Genomic DNA, 22,610 nt, shown 5'->3' with positions numbered 1-22,610 from the left:
AGAAAAAATCTGGCTATAAAATTGACAATCCCGATTCCTCAATATCCCGTTGGAACCCCTTAACCGTATCCACCGAAATTTCTAAAGCCGCTTTACCCGTTTTACTTAACTTCGTAATTAAAGCCGGTGGTACCGTAATAATATCCACCCCCATTTGTTGTGCTTCAAAGACGTTGTACACTTCTCGCGTACTTGCCCATAACAAGGATGCTTCTGGGTGAGATTTCGTAATTTCTACACTGCTTTCAATCAAATGATGCGGATCAATCCCAGCGTCAGCTACCCGTCCCACAAAAATGGAAATTAAGTTGTGGGTGCCTGGTGCTAAATTACGCTCGGCAACTTCAACCTGTTCTACCGTGGTGATTGCCGTAATGTTTAAGTTAATATGCGCTGCCGATAGCTCTTTAATCACGTCCGCCGTTGATTCTCCGGTCGTAGTGATAATCGGTACTTTTACATACACTCGGGGGCCTAAATCATGTAAGATTTGAGCTTCCCGCAACATTTCTTGCGGTTCGTTACTAAAAACTTCAAAAGAAAACTCCTGCTCTGGAAATTCTGCCACTGCTTGGCGGGCAAAAGCTAAATAATCAGTCACTCCCGCTTGTTTTAATAGCGAAGGGTTCGTAGTAAAGCCCTTAACGAACGCCTGTTGACTAGCAGCTCGCATTTTCTCAATTTCCGCGCCGTCTTCATAAATCTTAATAGTTAAATCATTTGCATCCATCATTTCACTTCCGCCTCTGCTAATTTTGCTTTAAATTGTTCCGCAATGTTATCTACCGTGAAGCCTGCTTGTTGAACTACTTCCGTGCCGTTCCCGCTTGCCCCAAAGTGATCAATTCCGATTACCGCGCTCGCCACTGTGGCTAAACCATTGCGACTGCCCATTTCAAGTCCTATCTTTACCTTCACGTTTGGTGGAAGAACTTGAGCTTGATAATCCGAACTTTGAGCTTGGAAAAGCTCGACGCTCGGCATGGAAACTACTGCCACGTTCAATTTTTCTTGGGCGAGTTTTTGTTGCGCCTGTAGGGCTAAGGCGACTTCCGAACCCGTTGCAACCAAGATTCCGTCCGGATTGGCAGTGGCAGCTGGCGAGAGTGTGTAGCCGCCGAAGGCCACTTTATCAGTCTGCGTTTGCGCTAATAACGGCACTTTTTGGCGGGTCAACACTAATACCGTTGGCTGATCAGTAATTTGGCCAATCTTTTGCCAAGCGCCCAGTACTTCGTGCGCATCGGCTGGGCGAATCACCGTCACATTAGGAATGGATCGTAATCCGGCTAGCTGTTCAATCGGCTCATGAGTTGGTCCGTCTTCGCCGACCGCAATCGAGTCGTGCGTGAAAATGTATACTGCTGGAATCTGCTGGATTGCCGCTAAGCGAATCGCCGCTTTGAGATAATCACTAAAGACAAAGAACGTGCTCCCAAACGCCCGGGTGTTGCCATGTAAGTTAATCCCGTTAACCGCAGTTGCCATGCCAAATTCGCGCACCCCGAAATAAACATTGCGTTGTTCAGGGTGTAACGCATCAAACGCCTTCGAATCATCAAGGTGAGTATTATTTGAAGAATACAAATCTGCTGAGCCGCCCCATAATTGCACATTCTGGTCGGCAACCTGTTGCATGATTTTAGAATTACTCGTTCGAGTTGCCATGGGCTCCTGCCATGCCGGGTCATCTAAATTAAGCTTGGTCGTATCTAAGCGCGCATCTTGAAATTGGCGGTAAACTTCTGGAAACTCTGTTTGATATTCTTGGAACATCGTTTGCCAGGCTTGGTAGGCCGTTTGCTTTTTAGCTACCTGTTCTTGATAATGTTGGTAAATTTCTGGGGCAATCTCAAACGGCGCCGCTTGCCAATGATAAAATTGGCGCATCGCTGCCAAATTAGCCTTTCCTAAGGCATTTCCATGTACCTTATTCGTCCCGCTTTCCGGGGTACCATATCCGATTATCGTTTTAACTTCAATCAAGGTTGGTCGGTCGCTAGTTTGGGCTTGCTGTAACGCTTGTTGCAGCCCAGCCAGATCATTGCCGTCGGTAACTTTTTGGTAATTCCAGTTAGCAGCTTTAAAACGCTGCGCGACGTTTTCGTTAGTACTTAAACTCAAAGGTCCATCAAGCGAAACGTCATTAGAATCGTACAAAACAATTAATTTATTGAGCTGTTTTTGGCCTGCAATGTTAATAGCTTCCTGACTGACCCCTTCCATTAGATCCCCATCACCAACTAAAGCGTACGTGAAGTGGTTGAAAACTGGGTAACCTGGGCGATTAACCAACGCTGCTAAGTGGCGTTCTGCCATTGCCATCCCAACTGCCATCCCTAAGCCTTGCCCTAACGGGCCGGTGGTTGCATCTACACCGGCCGTCATCCCATATTCTGGATGTCCTGGAGTTCTAGAGCCAAGCTTTCGGAACTTTTTCAATTCAGTTAGCGGTAAATCAAAGCCATTCAAATGTAATAAACTATAAAGCATTGCCGATCCATGGCCCGCGCTTAGAACAAAGCGATCTCGATTAATCCATTTCGGATCTTGTGGGTTAAATTGTAAGAACTTCTCCCATAATGTGTAAGCCATGGGCGCCGCGTCAATCGGCAAACCTGGGTGTCCGCTTTGCGCCTTTTCAATCATGTCTGCGCTTAGAAAACGAATTGCGTTAACCGCGTCAATATCTTTTTTAGTAAACACTTTCTTCTTCCCCCAACATTCCTTTAATCTGATGTCTTATCTCGCTGATTTAAAATTACGCTGGTTACTAGTACTATTAAGAAAAATAAAATAATTCCAGTAACTACTGCCATCGTTCCTAAGTTACCTAGTTTTCCTAATAGAATTCCGGGTACTAAATAATCTGTGTCTGCAAAAGTAGATGCCGCCAATTTTAAAGAGCCCAGTACTGGTAAAATCAATAACGGTAACCAACTAATAATTAAACCGTTTACAGTAGCACCTAAAATTGCACCTCGCCGTCCACCTTCTGAATTACCGTAAATTGCTGCTGCTGCTCCACAAAAGAAATGGCCAACCACTCCTGGAATAATTACCGTAGTTTTCATGGCAATCATCACAAACATGCTTAAGGTACCTACAATAAAGCTTACAAAAAAGCCAATTAATACAGCATTTGGCGCGTAAGGAAAAATGATTGGAACATCTAGTGCGGGTTTAGAATTGGGCACTAAGCTTTTGGCAATCCCTTGAAAGGCTGGAACAATTTCAGCTAAAATCATCCGAACACCTTGTAATACCACTACAAATCCAGCTGCAAAAGTTCCCGCTTGCACTAATGCATAAATAATGTAATTAGTCCCGCCACTTAGCTTAGTTTCTACAAAGTGCGGACCTGCTACAATAGCTAAAGCAATGTACACAATCCCCATCAATAAAGTAATTGAAACTGTTGAATCTCTTAAAAAACTTAGTCCTTTAGGAATATTTAAGTCTTCTGTACTCTTTTCTTTATTGCCAAAAATTTTTCCGACCAATCCTGCAGTTGCGTATCCAATATTCCCGGTGTGCCCCATTGCAACTGTGTCACCACCGGTGATTTTTCTCATAAAGGGTTGGCAAAGTGCTGGGGTAATCGTTAATAAAGTCCCTTCAAAAATGCCACCTAAGATAACCGTTTGCCAACCATTTCCTAAATTAGCTGAAATTAAAATTACCGCAGTTAAACAAGAAACATAAAGCATTGCTTGTCCAGTTAAAAAAATGTACTTAAACCGGGTGAACCGTGCTAAGAGAATATTTATAATCATTCCTACTAACATAATGAGCGCCGTTGTTGATCCATACTTAACTAACGCAATCGCTACAACTGCTTCATTACTTGGCACCACCCCTTGTACGTGAAGTGCCGATTGAAACATACTTGCAAACGGCGCCAACGAATTACTTAAGATCCCTGAACCACCAATTAAGACCAAAAACCCAGCAAAAGTTTTGATAGTTCCTTGAACTACTTCAGTTGCTTTTTTCTTTTGTAGCAATAGTCCTGTCATCGCAATTAATGCGACTAAAATTGCTGGTTGCGTTGCAATCGCTACAAATAGATTTAGAATCGCTTTCATTAATGCCACCTTCTTTATTTTGTATTAACCATGTTGGATATTATTTTTATCTAGTATTTCATTAACCTTTTCCCTAATTTCATCTTGATTAATCAGGCTATTTAAAAGAATAATCTTATCTCCTGGAAGACTACCTAGCGCACTTTTCAAAGTAGTTTCGACAAAAAAGTAATCAGCTGCGTCTGCAGTCACACTTCCCACATCTGCATGATCAACTTGAATTTCTTTATCTACCTTCTCGTCGCTTAATATCTGTTGGATATTCATTTGCACCATAAAGCTACTTCCTAATCCGCTTTGACAAACTGCTAAAATCTTCATTTTCCTACTCCTTCGACAATAATTTTTTCAATACTTTGTTTATTTTCAGCGTTGAGTAATAAATCAACCCGCTTTTTATCTGTTAATAATTGCATCAACTCCTTAATTACCATCAAATGGCTTTGGTTATCATTTGCAGCTAAAACAAACCATAACTTTGCAGGATGTTGATCATTAATTAAACAAACGTCCTTTTTAGTTTTTAAGAGTGCCAATGCAATCCCATTAGAACCATCAGTCGGTCTAGCATGAGCCAAGACGACTTCCGGTCCAATGTTAAAGTACGGTCCTTCTTTCAAAGAAATCTTAATCATAGATTCAACGTACCGAGGTAAAATACTTCCGTTCTTAATTAGTGGCATTGCTGCAACCTTAATCGCCTCTTGCCAATTAAGGTGGTCAATATCTCGGTACTGAATCGTATCTTTGGTCAACAATTCATTTAACACTAGTGTTTCCTCCCTTCCTTATGCTATGACTTCATTTTACTTTTTATGAAAACGCTAACAAGGCAAGCTCTAGCAGTCGTTAATCTGCAACTTTTGCACTCTAATTAATAATTTTTTGCGCAAAAAAAAGCTGGAAATGAATTCCAGCTTTTATAAAAATACATATTATTTTAGTGATTTATATTTTTAATACACCCTAACTAAACCAGCTCTCCTTTCACCTTCAAGTAGTGGAACGCCAACTGACAAAAAGTCATGTTTGCCCATGAAAACCATTCCCGAGTGTATTTATCAGGATTGTTTACGTCGATTCCTTCGTGGCACTGGTTGGTATTCGCATCTGTTTGACTAATCACGTTCAGCTTAGCGGTAATCAAGTTTAAATCACTAGTCGTTAACCCCTCCATTGCTAATGCGATTGGCCATACGTAATTTTGGGGTGTATGCGGACTACCAATTCCCGACAAAATCGTCCCTTGATAATAATAGGGATTATTAGAAGATAAAATAAACTTTCGCGTATTAACGTACACAGCATCCCGTTCATCTGTATAACCAATAAAGGGGATTGCTAGCAAACTAGGAACGTTGGCATCATCCATTAAATTATAGTTACCCAATCCGTCAACTTCATAAGCAAACATCCGAACCCCGTCCGATAGTTCGACAACTCCGTAACGTTCAATACCGCTTCTAACTTCGTTAGCTAAGCGATTCATTTTAGTCGATAAAGCTGCATCATCTATTCGTTGCTCCTTCATGATTTTTAACAGGTGTTCAATTACCGTCACAATCATCATGTTTCCTGGCACGAAATACCCGTATTTACATGCGTCATCACTTGGTCGAAAACCGGACCAGACCATCCCCGTATAACCAATTCTAGTCCCTCTACCTGCATTGCTTAACGTGTCCGAGGCTGGACCAACGTCTCTTTCAAAGAAATACTCAGAATGTTCATGGTGCTGCTCTTTAATAAAGGTATCGACAATCAAATCTACGGTTTGCCAAAAATAGTCTGTAAAATGTTGCGCATATCCCGTATCTTCATATAATCGAACTGCTAGTAGTAGTGGCGCACATAGGGAATCAATTTCAAATTTACGTTCCCAAACCAAATCAGAAATTCTGACATTAGAATAATCAGGATTAAAATGTGCTCCCGAAGCGGTTTTGTTAAACGCATTCGCGTAAGGATCGTGATTCACATAATCTAGTTGTTGATTAATCACGCCGTGAATTAAGCCCTTTAAATCCGGGATGTCTTCACTAATACTTAAATAAGGTAATACTTGAAAAGTGGAATCCCTTAACCACATTGCCGGAATATCACCCGTCGCAATAAAAACGCGGTCGTCTTGCACTTCGACAGTGTTAGAAATTGTGTCAATAATCGCATTTTTAAACATTGCCGTAGTTTTAGCGTTGGTTAAACTAATTTTTTCAGCGTAATTTCTAACTTGTTTAATTAATTTTGTTTGATCAATGAACATGTGCTCTTCCATTATTCTCAATCACCACCAATTATTTCTCCGATAGGAAACAGTCCAATAGTCCGAATTTCCCCTGGTTTAAACTTCGGTAACGAATAGTTTTTCACCGCGTTTGCTACTGTTTGTTGGACCTCACCTTTTAGGTCCATTAAAGATACGTTAACGTTCTGCGTAAATTGCAGATTTCCTGGGTTAGCCACGGTTTGTTGCGTAGGATTATATAATCGTAATTCATATCCTGTCTGATCTACCGACGTTTGAAAACTGCTTAAGGTAACTTTTAAATTGTTAATCTTGACGATTGGCCGATGTTTAACCTCATTAGCAAGTTCATTAACCGCAAAGTATTGCAATGGAGTAGTAAATCGGTTAATTACTTGGCGCTGGTAATACAAACCAGATTGCGATACTTGCAGATGCATACATTGCAATTGTCGTGGATCCCAATCGTGAGTAATTACAATTGCACCTTGGAAACTTTGCTCGCCCATTAACTGGCTATCGGGGGTGGCTACTGATTTCATCACTAAACCAGAAGCATCTCCAGGGCGCCGTTTTAAGTCTGGTCGGCCTAAGAAACCTACACCACGAAAAAGCGTAACTGCTAATTTATCGAATTGGTCACCAATTGCTTGGAATTCTCGCATACCAGCAGTAATGAACGAAAAACTTTTTTCTCTATCATGAACATTGGCAAAGTGAAGCATCGGTCTTAATGCCGTAGGTTCTTCCCGATATCCAATTGCTTGCCAATTATCCATTTTAGGGTCAATTACTGGACGTTGAGCAACGCCAAATTGGGTGTCCGCAAAAGTATTTTGGGCTTTTACCCCCGTGTTCATCACCAAACGAAGTCGGTGATCAAGTACTTGGTTATTAACATTCATCTTAAACTTTATCAAATCACCACCTTGATCTAGCTGCAACTTTATTCGGTAAGTAATAGCTCCGTTACTTTTTTTTGCGGCTCGTTCTTGCAAATCATAAGGAACGTGCCACGTGCCTTCCAAAAGCATTATTTGCGTTTGCTTTCCTGCTTTGGTAGTAATTGTTGCATTCGCAAATCCTAAGTTGATAATCCAATCTTTGTATGCAGGCGAATAATCGTACGTATCTCCTTCGTCGCCGCCGTCTTCAAAGCTTAATGCATTTGTATAGGTACAATGATTTAGTTTATCAGTTATGTTTAACTGCCCATTTTCAAATTCTATCTGGTATTTTTCATTTTGAATTTCATTAGTAACCGAAGCAGCTAAAATTTCCTTACCGGCGGTGCCTTCTTTAATTCTAAAACTAGTCCAGTCGGTAGCCTTAATCTGCACTCTCATAGCTATTCGACTCACGTAATAATATTCGTTATCCATCTCCGCTGGATTTCGCCGTAATGTAGCAGCGTTGCACTGCTTTTGTTCAATTAGATCAAAACCTATTTTGCCATCTTGAGATATAATTTCAAAAGACGGGGTCGTAGTGCTGACCTCTAACTCCCGGACTTCGTCTACTGACATTGGCAACGGGTTCCATAAGAATAAGTCGTCCCCATTCTTCACTGAAACACTTAATTTTCGTAACAAATAGTCTTTTAAAGAACGCGCAAGTTGTTGGGCTTCTACCGCACGATTATAAATATCTCGGTTAGTTTTATCACTATTGCTTCCTCCCGAACTATCATGCGCTTGTCCTTTAGCAATTATTTGCCAAACCTCATCAATTAATCCTTGCTTAACTTCCATACCCTGTTGGCGGGAAATTGCTGAAAGTGGTTCTACCTGGTAAATCATCAATTGCTCTAGCTCATCATAAATTTGTTTGAGATCATAACGAGAGGAATAAATTCCTCGATGAATTTTTGAAACTGAAGGATCAATAAACTCACCACTAAGCTCAGGAAGCACCCCATTTTGTTCCAAGGCATTAAAGTATTCCGGATAGTTGCTTTCAATGATTTCATATTCTCCAGCTAATTCTCGATTGGCCAACTTTAAGCGTTTCTTCAAATTAAAATCTACCGCTCGTTGGTCGCCCCCAATTGGTAAGACCAAATCTTCTACGTTGGTATCTGTAGAAATGTTTTGCATTAACTCCTTAAAGTTATCTTTTTCAACTAAGTCTACGCCCGCATAGTACCCATTTTTGATATTAGCCGTCAGCACTTTTGAACCATCTTCACTCGTCCAGTAAAAATATCTAACTTTTTGGTCCGCTGGAAGTCCCCGCCAAAACACGGCATCTTTAATGCCAAAACCATTATATATTTTCGGCATATCTTTACTCTGACCAAATGAATCCGGGAGGTATCCTACCTTAGTAGATTTACCTAATTTTCTACTAGCCTTCAAGCCTAACCGTAAGTTTCTAACCGCCGACTCACCCAAAGTTACCATTTCATCAATTTGGGTGTACCACGGCCCCACAAACAATCGTCCAGCTTTTACGTACTTTTCAAGCGTAGCTCTTTTTTCAGGACAGGTTTTTAAATAATCATCTACAATGGCCATCTGTCCATCTAGCATGTAATACTCCAGCTTATTTTCAGCTAACGCCTTGAAAACATCGTCCATGTGAAAGATAAATTGTACCCGAGCCTCCTGACGTGAAAAGTACCATTCAAAATCCCAATGCGTATGTGCAACTGCGTAAACTTTTTTCAAAACCAACACTCCTTCTCTACTTACCTACTTAAACTGCTAATTCTTGATCAGCCACCGCACGTTCATGTCGTTGGTTAATAATTACAAATGGCGCGTACAAGAACACGTCCAAAACGACTAGCACAAACGTTAATACTACGGGACTGAAATGAAAGGCACCTAGGACCCAAGTACTAATAAAAATTGGTTCGTTTCCTGAATTTAACACTACTAAAGGTACTACCCAGCCAATTGCCGTAACTACGTACGCAATTACTGCATTAATAATTGGAACTAGAATCCACGGAATGAACATCAACGGGTTCAAGACAATCGGCAAACCAAAAATAACCGGTTCGTTAATTCCAAAGCAGCCAGGGATTAAGGCTAATTTTGCAACTTCCCGTTCTTTTTCACCTTTACGAGTGAAAATTAACATCGCAATAATTAAACCAAAGGTCGCCCCTGATCCACCTATCATTGCGTAAACGTTAGTCATTGTATTTGGTGCAATGGAGATGCCTGCAAAACTTTGAGTTTTAGCAAATTCAGCGACGTTTTGTAAGAAAAGTGGCAACCAAAACGCTGAAACCACACCCCATACAATATTGAAACCATGCAAACCTAAGAACCATAAGATTTGTTCCAATAAAATTACGATAATAATTGCTGGTAATCCGGTTCCGACGGTTAATAATGGCTTAATCAAAACTTCGGAGATCATTTGGACTAAAGAAACGTAACCTAAAGACTGAATTACAATCCTTAAGGCGCCAAATACTAATAAAACTTCTGAAATAGGAATTAATGAAAGAAAGGAGTCAAAAACGTTTTGAGGAACGTTGCCAGGCATTTTAATGGTGAACTTGCTCCGAGCAAACTTTGCGAATAAAGCTACCGAAATCATACCGACAATTAGCCCCGTAAACATCCCTTCGTAACTAAAGAATGATGTTGAAAAGCCCTCGATCACCTTTGCCTTAGTATCTAAAAAATTAACGTTATTGGGTACCATAACAAAATATGCTGCTAGTGCTAGTAAAGTAGCAATAATTGGATTTAAGTTGTCATTACGCGAATCCCGTTTTAATTCCACCGCATAGGAATAAGCCGATGAAAATACCACAATTAAAGCGACAATCCCTAAGATTGCCGTACCTAGGTACCCGAAAAGATTGCTTATATTGGTCAAAATAACGTTATCTAGGTGCTTAGCTTTGATTAACGCGTCAATCTGCATTTTAATTAAGTTTGAAAATGATCCGACAACGGTAAACGGAATTGTTCGAACAAACGAATTTTTAATTGCTTGTAAGATGGTATTCCGCTCTACCCATGAAGAAACTTTCAGTAATGGTTCTTGAATTGACTCAAGTTTGAATTTCATAACAGTTTTCTCCTTGTATTGTTTTTCGAAATCAAGCGCTTTCATTTCACCTATTATATTAAAGTCAATTTATAAATTTGTAAATACAATTTTCAAACAAAAATGTATACAAATAATATTTTTAGCGTTAATATGTATATACAAATCTTAAATAAGGGGTTTATCTTTATGTTCAGATATCGTGAGGTCTACTCAGACATTAAACGAGACATCTTAACTAATCACTATCGTGCTGGCCATGCTTTGCCTACCCAAGATGAGTTAGCTAATAAATATGACATTTCTCGTATTACCTTAAAAAAATCTATTCATTTGCTAGAGGAAGAAGGATTAGTATTTAGCAAGCAAGGATCCGGCACCTTTGTCCGCCAAAGGATGAACAATCAGTCCGGTGAATTGTTGCCCCTTGACTTACCCGTAGGTGTAACCTATTCTCATCGTGACCAAAAAATAACTAGTAAAATTTTGTATTTTGATGCCCGTTTGCCATCTAAAGAGGAACAAAAAAATTTACAAATAAAGGGTAATGAACCTGTTTATGAAATTAAGCGTCTTCGATTAATTAATGGAGAAAAATACAGCTTTGAGCACACCCTCATGCCAGTCAGCATCGCTCCATTAGACGAAAAAATCATTCAAGGATCCATTTATGACTACTTAGGCAGCAAAGCAAAATTACAGTTAACGGATGCTCAAAGAATTGTCTATGCTGAAGCTGCTGATGAAGAAGCTGCTAGTATTCTTGGCGTTAAAGCTGCTAGCCCTCTTTTTGTAATCAAACAAACCGCCTATGACCAACGTGGCCGGGCTTTTGAATATTCAATTTCTAAATTTATTGGTGATCAAAGTCAGTTTGTTTTGGATGTCCATTTAAATAAATAATTTTTATACTAAAAAGCAGGTCTCCATGTTTAAGGTGGAGTCCTGCTTTTTAAGTTTACTAATTTATTTTAAATACCGTCTTCCGCAAAATTTTTAGTTGAAATCGGCTCACTAAAGTCTGCTAACTTTGCCGTATCCTTAGTGATTTTAACAAGATCTTGAGCGTATGCTTTTACACTATCGTATTCTTTAAAAATTGATTCTAGTAAAGCGTTAAGGTTGCATCCCGAAACAACTTCAATTTTTTTGTTAAGAACCGAAATTTTCGCTGCTTCCTTAAATGGGGTACCTCCAGCAAAATCCGTAAAATACAATATTGCTACATTTCCCTTAGATACGTTTTCTAGTTCAACAGCCAAATCTTTTTCACTCATTGTTTCTGTAAAATCGATTGCCATTATTTCTTTATGTTCTCCAGAAAGAAGCTCAAGAGCGCTTTTCAAACCAGTAGCAAAGTTTCCGTGTCCAGTAATAATTGTTTTAATCACTCGTACCGCCTCACTTACATAATATTAAAAAATGAACACAAAATACAAAGTACAAATACTACTGCAATAAGTACGATGGGAGATACTTTCTTTTTTAGTAACCAATAAAGAAAGAACGTAAATCCTAAAGGTAAGATATTAGGAAATATTTTATCTAGAAAGTCTTTTTGCAATGATACTGTTCCAATTTTTACACTAAGTGATAGCGAAACATACGAGCTAATTAATGCTCCAATTACAGTTAAACCCATAATCGTCGCAACTCGAGCGATAATTTCAGAATTATCTTGAATAACGTCAATAGCCTTAACACCAAGGTTATATCCTAAATGCGCAAATGGAATTCGGCATAAAAATATCGCTAAATACACAATGAAAAACAGAATGGGTCCTAAGATATTTCCCTTGGATGCAAATGAAGCTGCTATTCCACCAACAATCGGCATTAAAGTAAACCAATATATTGCATCACCTATACCTGCCATTGGTCCAAACAATCCGTTTTTTAACCCGCGAATCGTTTGTCGATCAACTCTTTTTTCTTCTAAACTCGTTAAAAGTCCCATTAAAATTGAAACTAGCGGCGGTGAAGTATTAATGAATTCCATGTTATCGGCCATTGCATCGGCTAAGCCCTTTTTATCATTACCAAATATTTTCTTCCATATTGGTACTTGTGCCCAAGCCCATCCCCCAGCTTGCATTCGTTCATAAGAAAAGGCTGCTTGAAGCAACGACGAGCGAATAGCAAGTTTAGTTATGTCTTTATTGGTTACTTTTTGAATATTGCCATGATTTCCTCTAGATTCCATCTTCTTCACCTCCATCAGCTGCTTTTATAGCATCGATTTGTTGTTGCAACTTTTTATTTTTCTTGTCTCTAAAGAATTCAATCATTGCAAAAATAACTCCTACAACAGCAGCAGGTAAAACATTAGAAAAGTTAATGAAGCTTGCTACAACAAAACCTAGCAATAAGAATGGTAGGTACTCCACCCTTAAAAGTACTTTTAACAACATCGCAAATCCCACAGCCGGTAAAGCGCTTCCAGATAATTCAAAACCATGGATTAACCATAGTGGCATGGCTTTCACTAATGCTTGCATTGGGCCCTGAGCTGCATAAGCTGACAAAAAGATTACTACAAAAAATAAAATTCCCACAATTGTCATAATAAGATACGGAATAGAACCAAACTTTTTTGTATCTGCATTCGCAGCTGCCTTATCCATTACCGGCATAAAAACCGAAAATAACGAATAACACATTAATAAAATATATTGCATAAGCATTGCAAAAGGCAAAGACAGCCCTACCGCAGTAGCAGGAGCAACTTCTGCGGTATATGCAATAACTACCGTCATAATTCCACAAACTGCTGGATTAGGCGGTTGCGTCCCTCCAGCCGGAGTTAACCCCGCAAAAGTAAGCTCTGTAAGCCCCCCAGCTATTATTCCTAAAGTTGGTACTCCAAGTATAAAACCAGCTACTGTACAACTTATGATTGGCCTAAAGATATATAAAACCTCTAGCCACGAATCAAGACCTGCTATAACTGCAAATATGGATAACATAAGACCCTGAGTTAGAGTAATTGACATCGCATAGCCCTCCTAATTGAGCAATCTTAAAAATTAATTTTCGTCTTATGATCTCCTGGAACATCTTGTATATATACATTAACGCCCTTTTGGACTATCTCTGTAAGAGTATTTTTATCATTTTGGTCTACATAAACCTTTTTAGTAATCTCCTCTTTACCAGGCGCAAAATGCATATTTCCTACATTCAGTTCTTTAATGGGCACTCCCCCGTCAATTAGCGTTAATGCGTCTTCTGGAGTTTTTACAACAATAAAAATTTTTTGTCGATCTGCTGCTTTTTGAATCACGTTAATAGTTTTTTGTAAACTAAAAAACCTAATTTGAGCTCCTGATGAATCCGCAGTACTCTTCATTAATTTTTGTTGCAAATCGTCTGTTGCAACTTCGTCATTCGCAACTAGTATTAAATTAGCACCTAAAGTTTTAGTCCAGGTAACTCCGACTTGTCCATGTACTAAGCGATTATCTATTCTTGTAAGTAAAATATGTGGTTCTGTCATAGTATGTTCCTCCTTATGTCGCACAAAAAATACATGAGATGATGCTGGTGAAATGGCCGTACTCATATAAGTAATGCGATTATCCTCATTCTCGTACGTAGTTATTGCTTTAACATAAGATTCTCTAGGAGCTGCACTTGGTATTCCATGCAACCTAGGAGGGATACTTTCAACTTCTGTATCAATTTCATGGTGCAATAAATTAGGATTCAAAATAAATTTACGAGTAAGTAATGGAATAATTTCAGCATTTTCAAGTTCTGCCGAAGTAATCATAGGAAAATCTTCAAATATTATAAATGTTTCCCGCTGAATAATCGGTTTTCTATCAGATATATAAACTTGATTAATACGATATAAGTAATCGCTATTCTTTGCTTTCATCAGTTTTCTAATATTTGGTTCTTCTCCATCTGCTAGAATAGAAAATTCGTGCAACTCGATGTAAACAGAATGCCCTAATCTTCTGAGATCCTCACTGTTATTGTCAATAAAGCTTACTTCCGAATCCGCATACGCATCACGTTTTTTTACAAAGCTACCTTGGCCTTGGCGCCTTGTTATATATCCCTTTTCTTCCAACTCTGCTAAAGCTTTACGAACTGTAATTCTGCTGACGTCATACTGATTACACAGTTCTTTTTCTGACGGAAGTTTAGATTTGATTGCAAATTCTCCGCTTTCAATTTGCTGTATCAATTCTTCACTAATTTGTTTATATTGCCAGAATGGTTGTTTTTTCATATCTTTCACCAACTTGTTATATCGATATAACAACCATACCCACACTATAGTCTGTCGTCGAGTTTATGTCAACGCTTTCATAGGTGCTTTATGCCGATATATCGTTATTTTTTGTTTTTAAGGCCTTGTCTTGTTATATGTAAATACAGGCGTTATATTTTTTATTTGAAATAAAAACGTATATAAGTCTATCATACCGTTATTCTGTAGTTTGAAAATTAAAAGATACTATAAAATTCCCTCCATTATTACAAGTGCAACAGTTATTTTTCCACTGATAGTCAAATTATTATTGTAACAAAGATATAAATTTCTCATTAGTAACAAAAAAAAGCATATTGAATACATATTGGATTACTGCTTTTAATAATTAATACTCATAAAATAATGCAATATAGACAACAAAAAAGCAGACCAATGTTATAAACATCAGATCCTGCTTTTTAAGTCTAATATGCTAAATAATTAATCTTTTAACTCGATTTTACCGACGACAAAAATGTAAGAAAGCGCGCCCAGCAAAGCAATTGCTGCTATGAATACCAAGGCTGAAGAAAAATTACCATTAGAAACTAGAATACCAATTACAACTGGGATCACTATTGAAGATAAAGCCCCACATCCGTTAAATATTCCACCTGCCAATCCAATTAAGTGTTTAGGAGCTAACGCAGTAACGAATACCCAAGTAATGGTCGCCAAGCCGTTTCCAAAAAAAGCAATCGACATAAATAAGATAATCAAAGCTGGATTAGAAACAAAGTTTGCCCCTAAAATTAAAAGCGTTAACAATAGCCCCGTAATTACGGGAGCTTTACGGGCTAAACTAGCTGAACGTCCTTTTTTAATTAACTGATCAGAAATAAACCCTGCCAATATTACCCCACAAAAAGCTGCTAAATATGGAATTGAAGACAAAAAACCGGACTGCAAAAAATTAACGTGCTTTGCTTTTGTTAAATAGGTTGGAAACCATGTTAGGAAAAACCAAAACGTCCCCGAAATTGCAAATTGCCCAATATAAATTCCAATCAATCTTCGTGAAAATAGCTGTTTGATGTTTTGCGAATTAAGTTTAACTTTGTGCTTATCAACATTCTTCAAATCATCGTCAGTAATTGCGCCTCCAGCTTTTATATATTTTAATTCGTCTTGGCCGACAAATCGGCTTTTATCTGGGTCAGAATAAAATATATACCAAATAATTGACCAGATGATTCCAACTACTCCAGTTACGACGAATAGCCCTCGCCAACCAATTGAATTATGAATTCCGTATAAAATTGGAGTTGAAAACGCTAATCCTAAGAATTGGGCAGACGAATAAATTCCGATTGCCGTACCCCGTTCGTCTTCGGGAAACCAATAAGAAATCGCCCGGTTATTAGCTGGCATTACCGGTGCTTCAAAAAATCCTACTCCTAGTCGTAATCCCATTAATTGCCCAAATCCACTAATGAATGCTTGAAATACCGTGACCAATGACCAACCAAATAAACTAATGAAATACATTATTCGGGAACCAAACTTATCCAGTAAAATCCCTCCTGGAATTTGCATTGCAGCATAAATCCAACCAAATGCCGAAAAGATAAGGCCTTGCTGGACAGTTGATAGTCCTATCTCTTTAGATAATTCCGGCATCGCAATCGAAACATTTGTACGATCCATGTAATTAATCACTATATTAATAAAAACAAAAGCTAAAATTACGTAGCGCATATTTGTTGATAATCTTTTAGACTTTTCTAAAGGTGCCATACGAACCTCCTAATATACTCGAACTTCAAATAAAGAAAACTGTTGACTACCATTGGTTTGGAGTAACTCTAATTTCAATTTATTAGTCTGAATAGGTTGCTCAAATTCTTTCACCAAATGCCGTTGACGATTTTGATCTACCGACCACCACCGTTTCCAACTACCGTTTTTCCAGTAGTATAGGTTAAACGCCTTTACTAGTTCGGGGACCTCATCAAAATACGTACGATGGTGGTGTAGATTAATAATATCTTCGTTAACGTCATCGTTAAATGTCAGGTTAATCTGTTTCATATTCTGGAGTCCTTTCCAACTTAGTTCGATGGCTTCTGGTTGACCGTTAAAATTAGTAACCCACATATTGGGTCCACCATAAGGTCGAACATACCCATTAATAATTTTCGTTGGTTGAAATGCGTTAGTTTGTTTTACTCGAAAAACAAAGTTCCGCCGGTTAATTAATTGATTTGTCCAATACAATAGTGGACTCTTTCGAGAATAATCATGCAGCTCCGGCTGGTTCAATTCGGCAATAGGATTATTTACATAGCTCAAAACTCCGGCAAACTCTTGATTACCTAGATATAAAATACAGTCTTCGTTTTTTTCAATTACCACAAATAAGTTTTGTGCATGACTAGGTTTGTAATTAACTTTTACTTCTTGCCATCCGTTAAACCCTTTATCGATTTTTATTTTTGTTTGCCAATTAAAGTATCCGGAATATAATTTTGTGGATTCCCGGTACTGTACCACTTAACTATTAAAGAAGTCGCCTTTTCGGTTGATAAAAAAATATCCAATTGGTTAACTTGAGGATCTACGGGAATGGTAAAAGCCGCTGCTTTAGTTAATCGATATGGTTCAGCATTCGCCACGTAAGTGTTAATTTCAGTTAATGTGCTAGTGGACGTAATGTCAGCCTGCCGGGCTAGGTCGTGTTCATCTTGATTTTTAATCCCTAATATCGCACCGTCTTCTCTCAATAAAGTTTGCTGATATTCCTTTAAATAGTGCAAATAAACATCGCGAGGATTAGCGTTATGTTTAACTGCAATGGCGGCTGCAGTCCCTGCTGCCTGCCCCATTACTGCGCAGGTTGCCATTACGCGAACCGTTCCAAAAGCTACGTGAGAAGTTGAAACATCTCTTCCAGCTAAAAATAAATTGTTAATATTTTTTGAATACAGTATGCGATATGGAATATGATAGATCCCATCAGGAACGGAATGTTGTGCGCCAACAGAGTCGTTGTAAACGCCAGAAGCTGGATGTAAGTCAATTGACCATCCTCCAAAGCCAATCCGATCTTTAAACAACACTTGTTCTTCAATATCAGTTTGCTTTAGTGTATAATCTCCTTCAAACCTACGATATTCTCTTTTCCCAGGTACTGAACCAATCCATTCCAAAGTTAAGTTATCAGCATCATAGTTCCCGGAATTTTTAATATAATCCCAAATTCCGTATACGATAGCTTGCAATTCGTCTCTAATTTTTTCGTTATCATGAAGAACGTCTAACTCACCGCCCCATTCAATCCACCAATAAGCACAACCATTATCTTCTTTTTTAATAATTCGATTTTTAATAATTGAAGTCTTAGTAATGTCTCTTGCAAAGCTTGGTTTAACGTACTTTACTGGACGACCAAGATCCTTAGTATAGAAAAATAGTGTGCTACCTAGGGTCGTTTTATCTTCGTGAAGCGGTGCTAAGCTTTCGTTAAATTCTACCCGACTTTCTCGTCCAAGCCGAAATTTTGCTCCCGCTAAAAAAGCTACGATGCCATCTCCACTGCAATCAATAAAGTGGGAGCTCTTGAAAGTAATTAGTCTTTCTGAACCTGACATAAAACCTGAAATTGATTCGATCTTTTGATGGTCCTGCATTTTCACCGTCATTATTTCGGTATTCAAAAATAAGCGGATGTTACTTTCCTCTTTTACCTTTTCCATTAATAATGCATCCCATAAGTATGGGTTTCCCTCTGGATTACGGTACTGATTTTCTACAAATAATTCCCCCATAATTCCCGTCTCTCTTGCATATCGATTAACTCCATGCTTAGTTGCGCCTGCCACCCATACACGAATTTCGCTGCTTGAATTCCCCCCCAAGACTCCTCGATTTTGTACTAACGTTACTTTATGATTCAAGCGTGCTGCGGCGATTGCAGCACAAACACCTGCTAATCCGCCACCAATCACCGTTGTGTCAGCGGTTACATTTTCTTCTAACATCATATTCGCCTCCTTGGTCTTAAGATACCCAGTTGTGACCATTTGCACAATTTACTTTTTTTAGTTAAACATGTATTATTTTTGTCAAAATATAAAGGAGGATTTTCCGATGTCTGTTGAAACTGCTGGATATGCATATTGGCAAAATAAGCCCCGTTTTCAACTTAGTGCTGACGTAGATTCACAATACGTCATGTACATCATTGAAAAAGGAGCTTGTTGGTACCACTTCAATAATCATGAGGGGGTTGCTAAAGCAAATGATGTTTTAGTCGTTCCGCCATATACTAACTTTCAGCGTAAAATGCTACTAACCATGACTTTTCACTTCGTCCGTTTGACTTCTGATACTGACATTCCCCATTCTATGATTGGAAATCACCACTACTCTACTAGCCGCTTTACTGAAAACTGTAGCATGCTAAAGAAAACGAACTTTAGTTTTCATCCCCGTGCTCAAATAGTTCGTAATCACATTGTTAATGATTTTATGATCACTAAAATTATGACTTATTTTCAACCAGCCCCGAAAAATATTCGTCATCGCAATCAGACAATTACTGCTGCAATTAATCTAATGCACCAGGATTTAACACTTTCCATTAGCAAAATTGCTTCCCAAGTTGGACTTAATGCTGCCTACTTTTCTAAAACTTTTAAAAAAGTAACTGGTGAGTCTCCAATTAGTTTTTATACCAAAATCAAACTTAAAAAGGTTCAATCCCTATTAATTACTACCGACCTCTCGCTAACAGAAATAGCCGATACAACTGGTTTTAATGATTCATTCTATTTAAGTCGGGTTTTTAGTCGCTACTTAAACTGCTCACCAAGTGAATTTCGGAAAAATCACATTATTTAGTTAATATAATAAAAAACAGCCACCAACATCTTAGTATGTCAGTAGCTGTTTATTATGACTATTCATCTATATTTAATGATAAAAATTGTAAGCCGCCCCTACCAAATTAGCATCATTGTGCATTTGAGCGGCAATTACTTGTGGAGTAATTGGAATCTCCTGTGAAGTAATTGAATTATCGTTCAATTGTCCCACTAAATCGCTTAACGTTTGGTTCAAGCCGTTAATAAATTCTCGGTTAGCAGAGATACCTCCCCCAATAATTATGGCTTCGGGGTCGGTACTAAACTGGATATTATAAATAACGTGCGCTAAGTTAGCATACATCTTTTGCACTTCCGTAATGGCTGATTGATCGCCCTTAGTTGCCAATTCAAAAACCTGTTGTCCAGTCCATTGCGTGCCTTTTTGTGCATTGTATCGTTCCGCAACTTTAACTGCCGTGCCTACCGTGCTTAACTGCTGGTTATCTAGTCCTAGCATCATTCCAAATTCACCACCATAAAGTTGGTGACCATGCACGATTTTGCGATCAACTACGACTGCTCCACCAACCCCGGTACCAATTACCACGAATAAAACATTTTGCATGTCCTTAGCGGCACCCAGCGCAACTTCTGCTAAAGCAGCGCAGTTAGCATCGTTTTCCATCGCCACTGGTAGTCCTAATTTTACTTCGAGTACTTTTTGAATGGGAAAATTATGAATGTATGGCAAGGCACTAATCCCGCCAATCACTCCGGTATTTTGGTCAACCGCCCCTGGAATACTCATCCCTACGCCAGCAACGTTAGTAAATTTTGCACTAATTGTTTGTAAAACTTGGTAAAAATCAGTAAGCTTGGCGGGGGTAGCAACTTGTCCTTGATCACTAAGGCGCTGGTCTTCTTCATGCCATAATCCGTACTTAATTGACGTGCCCCCTACATCAATTGTAATTAAATTCTTCATTAATTAATCCTCCACTGAAAAGCCATTTTGCTTAATTAAATTACGGTACCAGTAGCCACTCTTTTTAATAGTCCGTTGATAATGATTATCTAAATCGACACTCACTAAACCATAACGATTTCGGTACCCATTCAACCAGGACCAACAATCTACGAAAGTCCACAAATGGTATCCAAAACAATTACTTCCCTCCGTAATGGCTCTATGTAACTGGGTTAAATGTTCTTTAATAAAGTCAATGCGGTATTGGTCATCAATTTTCCCGTTTGCATCGGCATACCGGCGCTCATCAGCAACTCCCATACCATTTTCGCTTACGTACCAAGGAATGTTGTGGTAACGCTCTTTCATCATCATGGCCACATCATATAATGCTTCTGGGTAAATTTCCCAGCCCCGGTATGGATTAATTCGGCGCTCCGGCCATTCGTAATTAGTAAATAAATCGTCCGTATTTTGAGCCGGAAAGTTTGGTTCCTCGGGTGCTTTGACTCGGAGCGGCTGATAATAATTAATTCCGATGAAATCAACGGTATATTCGGCAATTAGTTTTCTGTCTGATTCTTTAGTTTCCGGTAGCATTTGATGTTTTTTAACCAGGTCAATTAACTCTGACGGAACTTCTCCTAAGACTGCTGGATCAAGAAAGCTGCGACTCAATAGTAAATCCGCAGTTTCCTTAGCTATTTGGTCTGCTTTATCACCGCTTCGCGCGTAAGCCGGTGTAACGTTCAAAATAATTCCAATTTTTCCACCAGAAATGTTCGTTTCCCGAAACGCCTTAACTGCCATGACGTGAGCCATCAACGTATGATACCCTACCTGAATAGCTTTTTTGAAGTCCACCACCGCCGGATAATGGAAACCGTACAAGTAACCCATTTCGATATGCACAATCGGCTCGTTGAACGTTACCCAATCCGTAATTAAATCCCCAAATTGCTCAAAAGCTGTTTTCGCATAAAAGTAAAACGCGTCAACTGCCTCCCGCGTTTCCCAACCTCCTTTTTCCATTAGCCACCAGGGCATGTCAAAGTGGAAAAGGTTAATAATCGGGTGAACTCCGTGATTAATTAACTCTTGGAAATACTGCCGATAGAATTTAACCGCCGCAACGTTTAAAGTTTTCCCGTCAGGAAGCAACCGGGCCCAGGCAATTGATGTCCGGTACGAATTTAAATGTAAATCTTCCATAATTTGAACATCGTTAGGATACTCTTCATATACGTTTGACGTATTTTCTGGTCCTTGTCCTTCGTTGAATTTTTCAGGATTCATTGCAAACCACTTGTCCCAGGTAGTGGCCGACTTACCATCTTCTAGGCTGTGTCCTTCCGTTTGCGGAGCTGACGCCGCCGCTCCCCAAAGAAAGTTTTCAGGAAATTGCATTAACTCTTCCTCCAATTTTTCAATATATTTTCAGATTTAGCCCACTGAGATAAATCATGTTGGTGTAAATCAATGTACTTTGAATAAATAATATCCAGATCAATTAGCGCTGGAACCTGCGGAGAAATATTTCCTAACGACTCTTCTGGAGAAAAACTTGCAGTATACATTACTCCATCGCAGTATGGTAGGTAAGCCGATTCATGATTAGCAGTAATCAATAAGATATGTGCGCCACGAGCTTTAGCTGTTTCAATTGACTTAAGTATGGATTTGTCCTTTGCGCTAATTGAAGAGATTAGCAGAGTATCGCCTTTTTTTAAAAAATTTGCGTTTAAGGATATCGACTGCTGATCACTAAAATGTTGGACTATCTTACCAAATCGGGCAAACCGAAACTCAAAATCTAGCCCGACAAAGGAGTTAAATCCTAACCCCCAAAAGAAAATAATGCGATTTTTAAAAATTCTTTCACAGAAAAGTTGCACGGTTTGTTCATCGTAACGATCGCTCGTCCGTTGGGCAATGGCCCGATAACTGTCCACTACGTCACTTGAAATTCGCGAAACTTTACGGTTTAGCGAGCCTAGGTATTCTTTATACAAAAACACTAGCTCCTTGTAATTACTTAACCCAATTTTGTGGCTGAACCTAGTAATTGAAGACGGTGATACCGCTAATTTTTTGGCTAATCCATTAATGTCGCGCACTTCTTGGTGAGCGACAAAGTAGTTGGCAATTATTTGATCCACGTCCGTAAATTGTTCCCGCTTTGATTCAATCATCAATATTAAATTACTCATTGATTCACTCATAT

The 22,610-nt window shown here is 38.8% G+C and carries 20 protein-coding genes; 2 read left to right on the top strand and 18 right to left on the bottom strand.

Annotation, left to right across the window (positions count from 1 at the left end):
* Nucleotides 1–13 precede the first annotated feature (13 nt).
* From HMPREF0623_RS00565 to HMPREF0623_RS00530, 8 genes are all read right to left on the bottom strand, one after another.
* Nucleotides 14–733, bottom strand: a complete 720-nt coding sequence (locus HMPREF0623_RS00565) for a transaldolase (protein ID WP_002831307.1) — start codon at nt 731–733, stop codon at nt 14–16.
* Nucleotides 730–2,706, bottom strand: a complete 1,977-nt coding sequence (gene tkt / locus HMPREF0623_RS00560; protein WP_004165655.1) for a transketolase — start codon at nt 2,704–2,706, stop codon at nt 730–732. The genes HMPREF0623_RS00565 and tkt overlap by 4 nt, the downstream gene beginning before the upstream one ends.
* Nucleotides 2,707–2,729: 23 nt before the next feature.
* Nucleotides 2,730–4,088 carry a PTS ascorbate transporter subunit IIC gene (locus HMPREF0623_RS00555; RefSeq protein WP_002831305.1) on the bottom strand — a complete coding sequence of 453 codons (1,359 nt, stop codon included), beginning with the start codon at nt 4,086–4,088 and terminating at the stop codon, nt 2,730–2,732.
* A gap of 24 nt (nt 4,089–4,112) precedes the next feature.
* Complete coding sequence (locus HMPREF0623_RS00550) at nt 4,113–4,409, bottom strand: PTS sugar transporter subunit IIB (protein ID WP_002831302.1); 297 nt, start codon at nt 4,407–4,409, stop codon at nt 4,113–4,115.
* Nucleotides 4,406–4,858: a PTS sugar transporter subunit IIA gene (locus tag HMPREF0623_RS00545; RefSeq protein ID WP_002831301.1), complete on the bottom strand. Its 453-nt coding sequence runs from the start codon at nt 4,856–4,858 to the stop codon at nt 4,406–4,408. The genes HMPREF0623_RS00550 and HMPREF0623_RS00545 overlap by 4 nt, the downstream gene beginning before the upstream one ends.
* 200 nt (nt 4,859–5,058) lie before the next feature.
* Nucleotides 5,059–6,363 carry a glycoside hydrolase family 125 protein gene (locus HMPREF0623_RS00540; RefSeq protein ID WP_002831299.1) on the bottom strand — a complete coding sequence of 435 codons (1,305 nt, stop codon included), beginning with the start codon at nt 6,361–6,363 and terminating at the stop codon, nt 5,059–5,061.
* A 5-nt stretch (nt 6,364–6,368) separates the two neighbouring features.
* On the bottom strand, nt 6,369–9,002 hold the full coding sequence (locus HMPREF0623_RS00535; protein WP_002831297.1) for a glycoside hydrolase family 38 N-terminal domain-containing protein: 2,634 nt from the start codon (nt 9,000–9,002) through the stop codon (nt 6,369–6,371).
* Nucleotides 9,003–9,030: 28 nt separating this feature from the next.
* The gene (locus HMPREF0623_RS00530) at nt 9,031–10,368 is read right to left on the bottom strand and encodes a PTS sugar transporter subunit IIC (RefSeq protein WP_187361946.1); all 1,338 of its coding nucleotides are present in this window, start codon (nt 10,366–10,368) and stop codon (nt 9,031–9,033) included.
* 168 nt (nt 10,369–10,536) lie between these two features.
* Between HMPREF0623_RS00530 and HMPREF0623_RS00525 the strand changes: the two genes are divergently transcribed.
* A complete protein-coding gene (locus tag HMPREF0623_RS00525; RefSeq protein WP_002831293.1) occupies nt 10,537–11,250 on the top strand; it encodes a GntR family transcriptional regulator in 714 nt (237 codons plus the stop codon).
* A gap of 68 nt (nt 11,251–11,318) precedes the next feature.
* Here HMPREF0623_RS00525 and HMPREF0623_RS00520 read toward each other — a convergent pair whose 3' ends face one another.
* The 7 genes from HMPREF0623_RS00520 to HMPREF0623_RS00495 all read right to left on the bottom strand — a co-directional run bounded on the left by HMPREF0623_RS00520 (nt 11,319) and on the right by HMPREF0623_RS00495 (nt 18,591).
* A complete protein-coding gene (locus HMPREF0623_RS00520; RefSeq protein ID WP_002831292.1) occupies nt 11,319–11,738 on the bottom strand; it encodes a PTS sugar transporter subunit IIA domain-containing protein in 420 nt (139 codons plus the stop codon).
* Between the two features lie 14 nt (nt 11,739–11,752).
* Nucleotides 11,753–12,550 carry a PTS galactosamine transporter subunit IID gene (agaD, locus tag HMPREF0623_RS00515; protein ID WP_002831290.1) on the bottom strand — a complete coding sequence of 266 codons (798 nt, stop codon included), beginning with the start codon at nt 12,548–12,550 and terminating at the stop codon, nt 11,753–11,755.
* On the bottom strand, nt 12,540–13,340 hold the full coding sequence (gene agaC, locus HMPREF0623_RS00510) for a PTS galactosamine transporter subunit IIC (protein ID WP_002831288.1): 801 nt from the start codon (nt 13,338–13,340) through the stop codon (nt 12,540–12,542). The genes agaD and agaC overlap by 11 nt, the downstream gene beginning before the upstream one ends.
* A 26-nt stretch (nt 13,341–13,366) precedes the next feature.
* The gene (agaB, locus tag HMPREF0623_RS09300; RefSeq protein ID WP_080542496.1) at nt 13,367–14,587 is read right to left on the bottom strand and encodes a PTS galactosamine transporter subunit IIB; all 1,221 of its coding nucleotides are present in this window, start codon (nt 14,585–14,587) and stop codon (nt 13,367–13,369) included.
* A 465-nt stretch (nt 14,588–15,052) separates the two neighbouring features.
* Nucleotides 15,053–16,348: an MFS transporter gene (locus tag HMPREF0623_RS00500; RefSeq protein ID WP_002831286.1), complete on the bottom strand. Its 1,296-nt coding sequence runs from the start codon at nt 16,346–16,348 to the stop codon at nt 15,053–15,055.
* Between the two features lie 9 nt (nt 16,349–16,357).
* Nucleotides 16,358–16,966: a hypothetical protein gene (locus HMPREF0623_RS09685; RefSeq protein WP_232362405.1), complete on the bottom strand. Its 609-nt coding sequence runs from the start codon at nt 16,964–16,966 to the stop codon at nt 16,358–16,360.
* Between the two features lie 74 nt (nt 16,967–17,040).
* Nucleotides 17,041–18,591 (bottom strand): FAD-dependent oxidoreductase, encoded by a 1,551-nt coding sequence (locus HMPREF0623_RS00495; RefSeq protein WP_232362404.1) that lies wholly within the window; start codon nt 18,589–18,591, stop codon nt 17,041–17,043.
* Between the two features lie 109 nt (nt 18,592–18,700).
* Between HMPREF0623_RS00495 and HMPREF0623_RS00490 the strand changes: the two genes are divergently transcribed.
* Nucleotides 18,701–19,453 carry a helix-turn-helix transcriptional regulator gene (locus HMPREF0623_RS00490; protein WP_002831282.1) on the top strand — a complete coding sequence of 251 codons (753 nt, stop codon included), beginning with the start codon at nt 18,701–18,703 and terminating at the stop codon, nt 19,451–19,453.
* Nucleotides 19,454–19,525: 72 nt separating this feature from the next.
* On the opposite strand, the gene HMPREF0623_RS00485 is transcribed toward HMPREF0623_RS00490, so the two are convergent.
* The 3 genes from HMPREF0623_RS00485 to HMPREF0623_RS00475 are packed head-to-tail and all read right to left on the bottom strand — an operon-like array spanning nt 19,526 to nt 22,608.
* Nucleotides 19,526–20,404, bottom strand: coding sequence for an ROK family protein (locus tag HMPREF0623_RS00485; RefSeq protein ID WP_002831279.1), 879 nt, complete (start codon nt 20,402–20,404; stop codon nt 19,526–19,528).
* Nucleotides 20,405–20,407: 3 nt separating this feature from the next.
* The gene (locus tag HMPREF0623_RS00480) at nt 20,408–21,793 is read right to left on the bottom strand and encodes a glycoside hydrolase family 1 protein (protein ID WP_004165644.1); all 1,386 of its coding nucleotides are present in this window, start codon (nt 21,791–21,793) and stop codon (nt 20,408–20,410) included.
* Nucleotides 21,793–22,608, bottom strand: a complete 816-nt coding sequence (locus tag HMPREF0623_RS00475) for a MurR/RpiR family transcriptional regulator (protein WP_002831277.1) — start codon at nt 22,606–22,608, stop codon at nt 21,793–21,795. The genes HMPREF0623_RS00480 and HMPREF0623_RS00475 overlap by 1 nt, the downstream gene beginning before the upstream one ends.
* Nucleotides 22,609–22,610: the final 2 nt, after the last annotated feature.

The sequence above is a fragment of the Pediococcus acidilactici DSM 20284 genome, from assembly GCF_000146325.1.
In the GTDB taxonomy this organism is placed as follows: Bacteria; Bacillota; Bacilli; order Lactobacillales; family Lactobacillaceae; genus Pediococcus; species Pediococcus acidilactici.
This window is presented reverse-complemented; position numbering and strand designations above follow the sequence as displayed.

Bases quoted from the DNA above. Each gene is read 5' to 3' on its own strand.
- HMPREF0623_RS00540 (WP_002831299.1), bottom strand. From the start codon at position 6,363: ATGGAAGAGCACATGTTCATTGATCAAACAAAATTAATTAAACAAGTT.
- HMPREF0623_RS00565 (WP_002831307.1), bottom strand. From the start codon at position 733: ATGATGGATGCAAATGATTTAACTATTAAGATTTATGAAGACGGCGCG.
- agaD (WP_002831290.1), bottom strand. From the start codon at position 12,550: ATGGAATCTAGAGGAAATCATGGCAATATTCAAAAAGTAACCAATAAA.
- agaB (WP_080542496.1), bottom strand. From the start codon at position 14,587: ATGAAAAAACAACCATTCTGGCAATATAAACAAATTAGTGAAGAATTG.
- HMPREF0623_RS00530 (WP_187361946.1), bottom strand. From the start codon at position 10,368: ATGAAATTCAAACTTGAGTCAATTCAAGAACCATTACTGAAAGTTTCT.
- HMPREF0623_RS00500 (WP_002831286.1), bottom strand. From the start codon at position 16,348: ATGGCACCTTTAGAAAAGTCTAAAAGATTATCAACAAATATGCGCTAC.
- HMPREF0623_RS00480 (WP_004165644.1), bottom strand. From the start codon at position 21,793: ATGCAATTTCCTGAAAACTTTCTTTGGGGAGCGGCGGCGTCAGCTCCG.
- HMPREF0623_RS00555 (WP_002831305.1), bottom strand. From the start codon at position 4,088: ATGAAAGCGATTCTAAATCTATTTGTAGCGATTGCAACGCAACCAGCA.
- HMPREF0623_RS00475 (WP_002831277.1), bottom strand. From the start codon at position 22,608: ATGAGTGAATCAATGAGTAATTTAATATTGATGATTGAATCAAAGCGG.
- HMPREF0623_RS00550 (WP_002831302.1), bottom strand. From the start codon at position 4,409: ATGAAGATTTTAGCAGTTTGTCAAAGCGGATTAGGAAGTAGCTTTATG.
- HMPREF0623_RS00490 (WP_002831282.1), top strand. From the start codon at position 18,701: ATGTCTGTTGAAACTGCTGGATATGCATATTGGCAAAATAAGCCCCGT.
- HMPREF0623_RS00525 (WP_002831293.1), top strand. From the start codon at position 10,537: ATGTTCAGATATCGTGAGGTCTACTCAGACATTAAACGAGACATCTTA.
- agaC (WP_002831288.1), bottom strand. From the start codon at position 13,340: ATGTCAATTACTCTAACTCAGGGTCTTATGTTATCCATATTTGCAGTT.
- HMPREF0623_RS00485 (WP_002831279.1), bottom strand. From the start codon at position 20,404: ATGAAGAATTTAATTACAATTGATGTAGGGGGCACGTCAATTAAGTAC.
- HMPREF0623_RS00495 (WP_232362404.1), bottom strand. From the start codon at position 18,591: ATGTTAGAAGAAAATGTAACCGCTGACACAACGGTGATTGGTGGCGGA.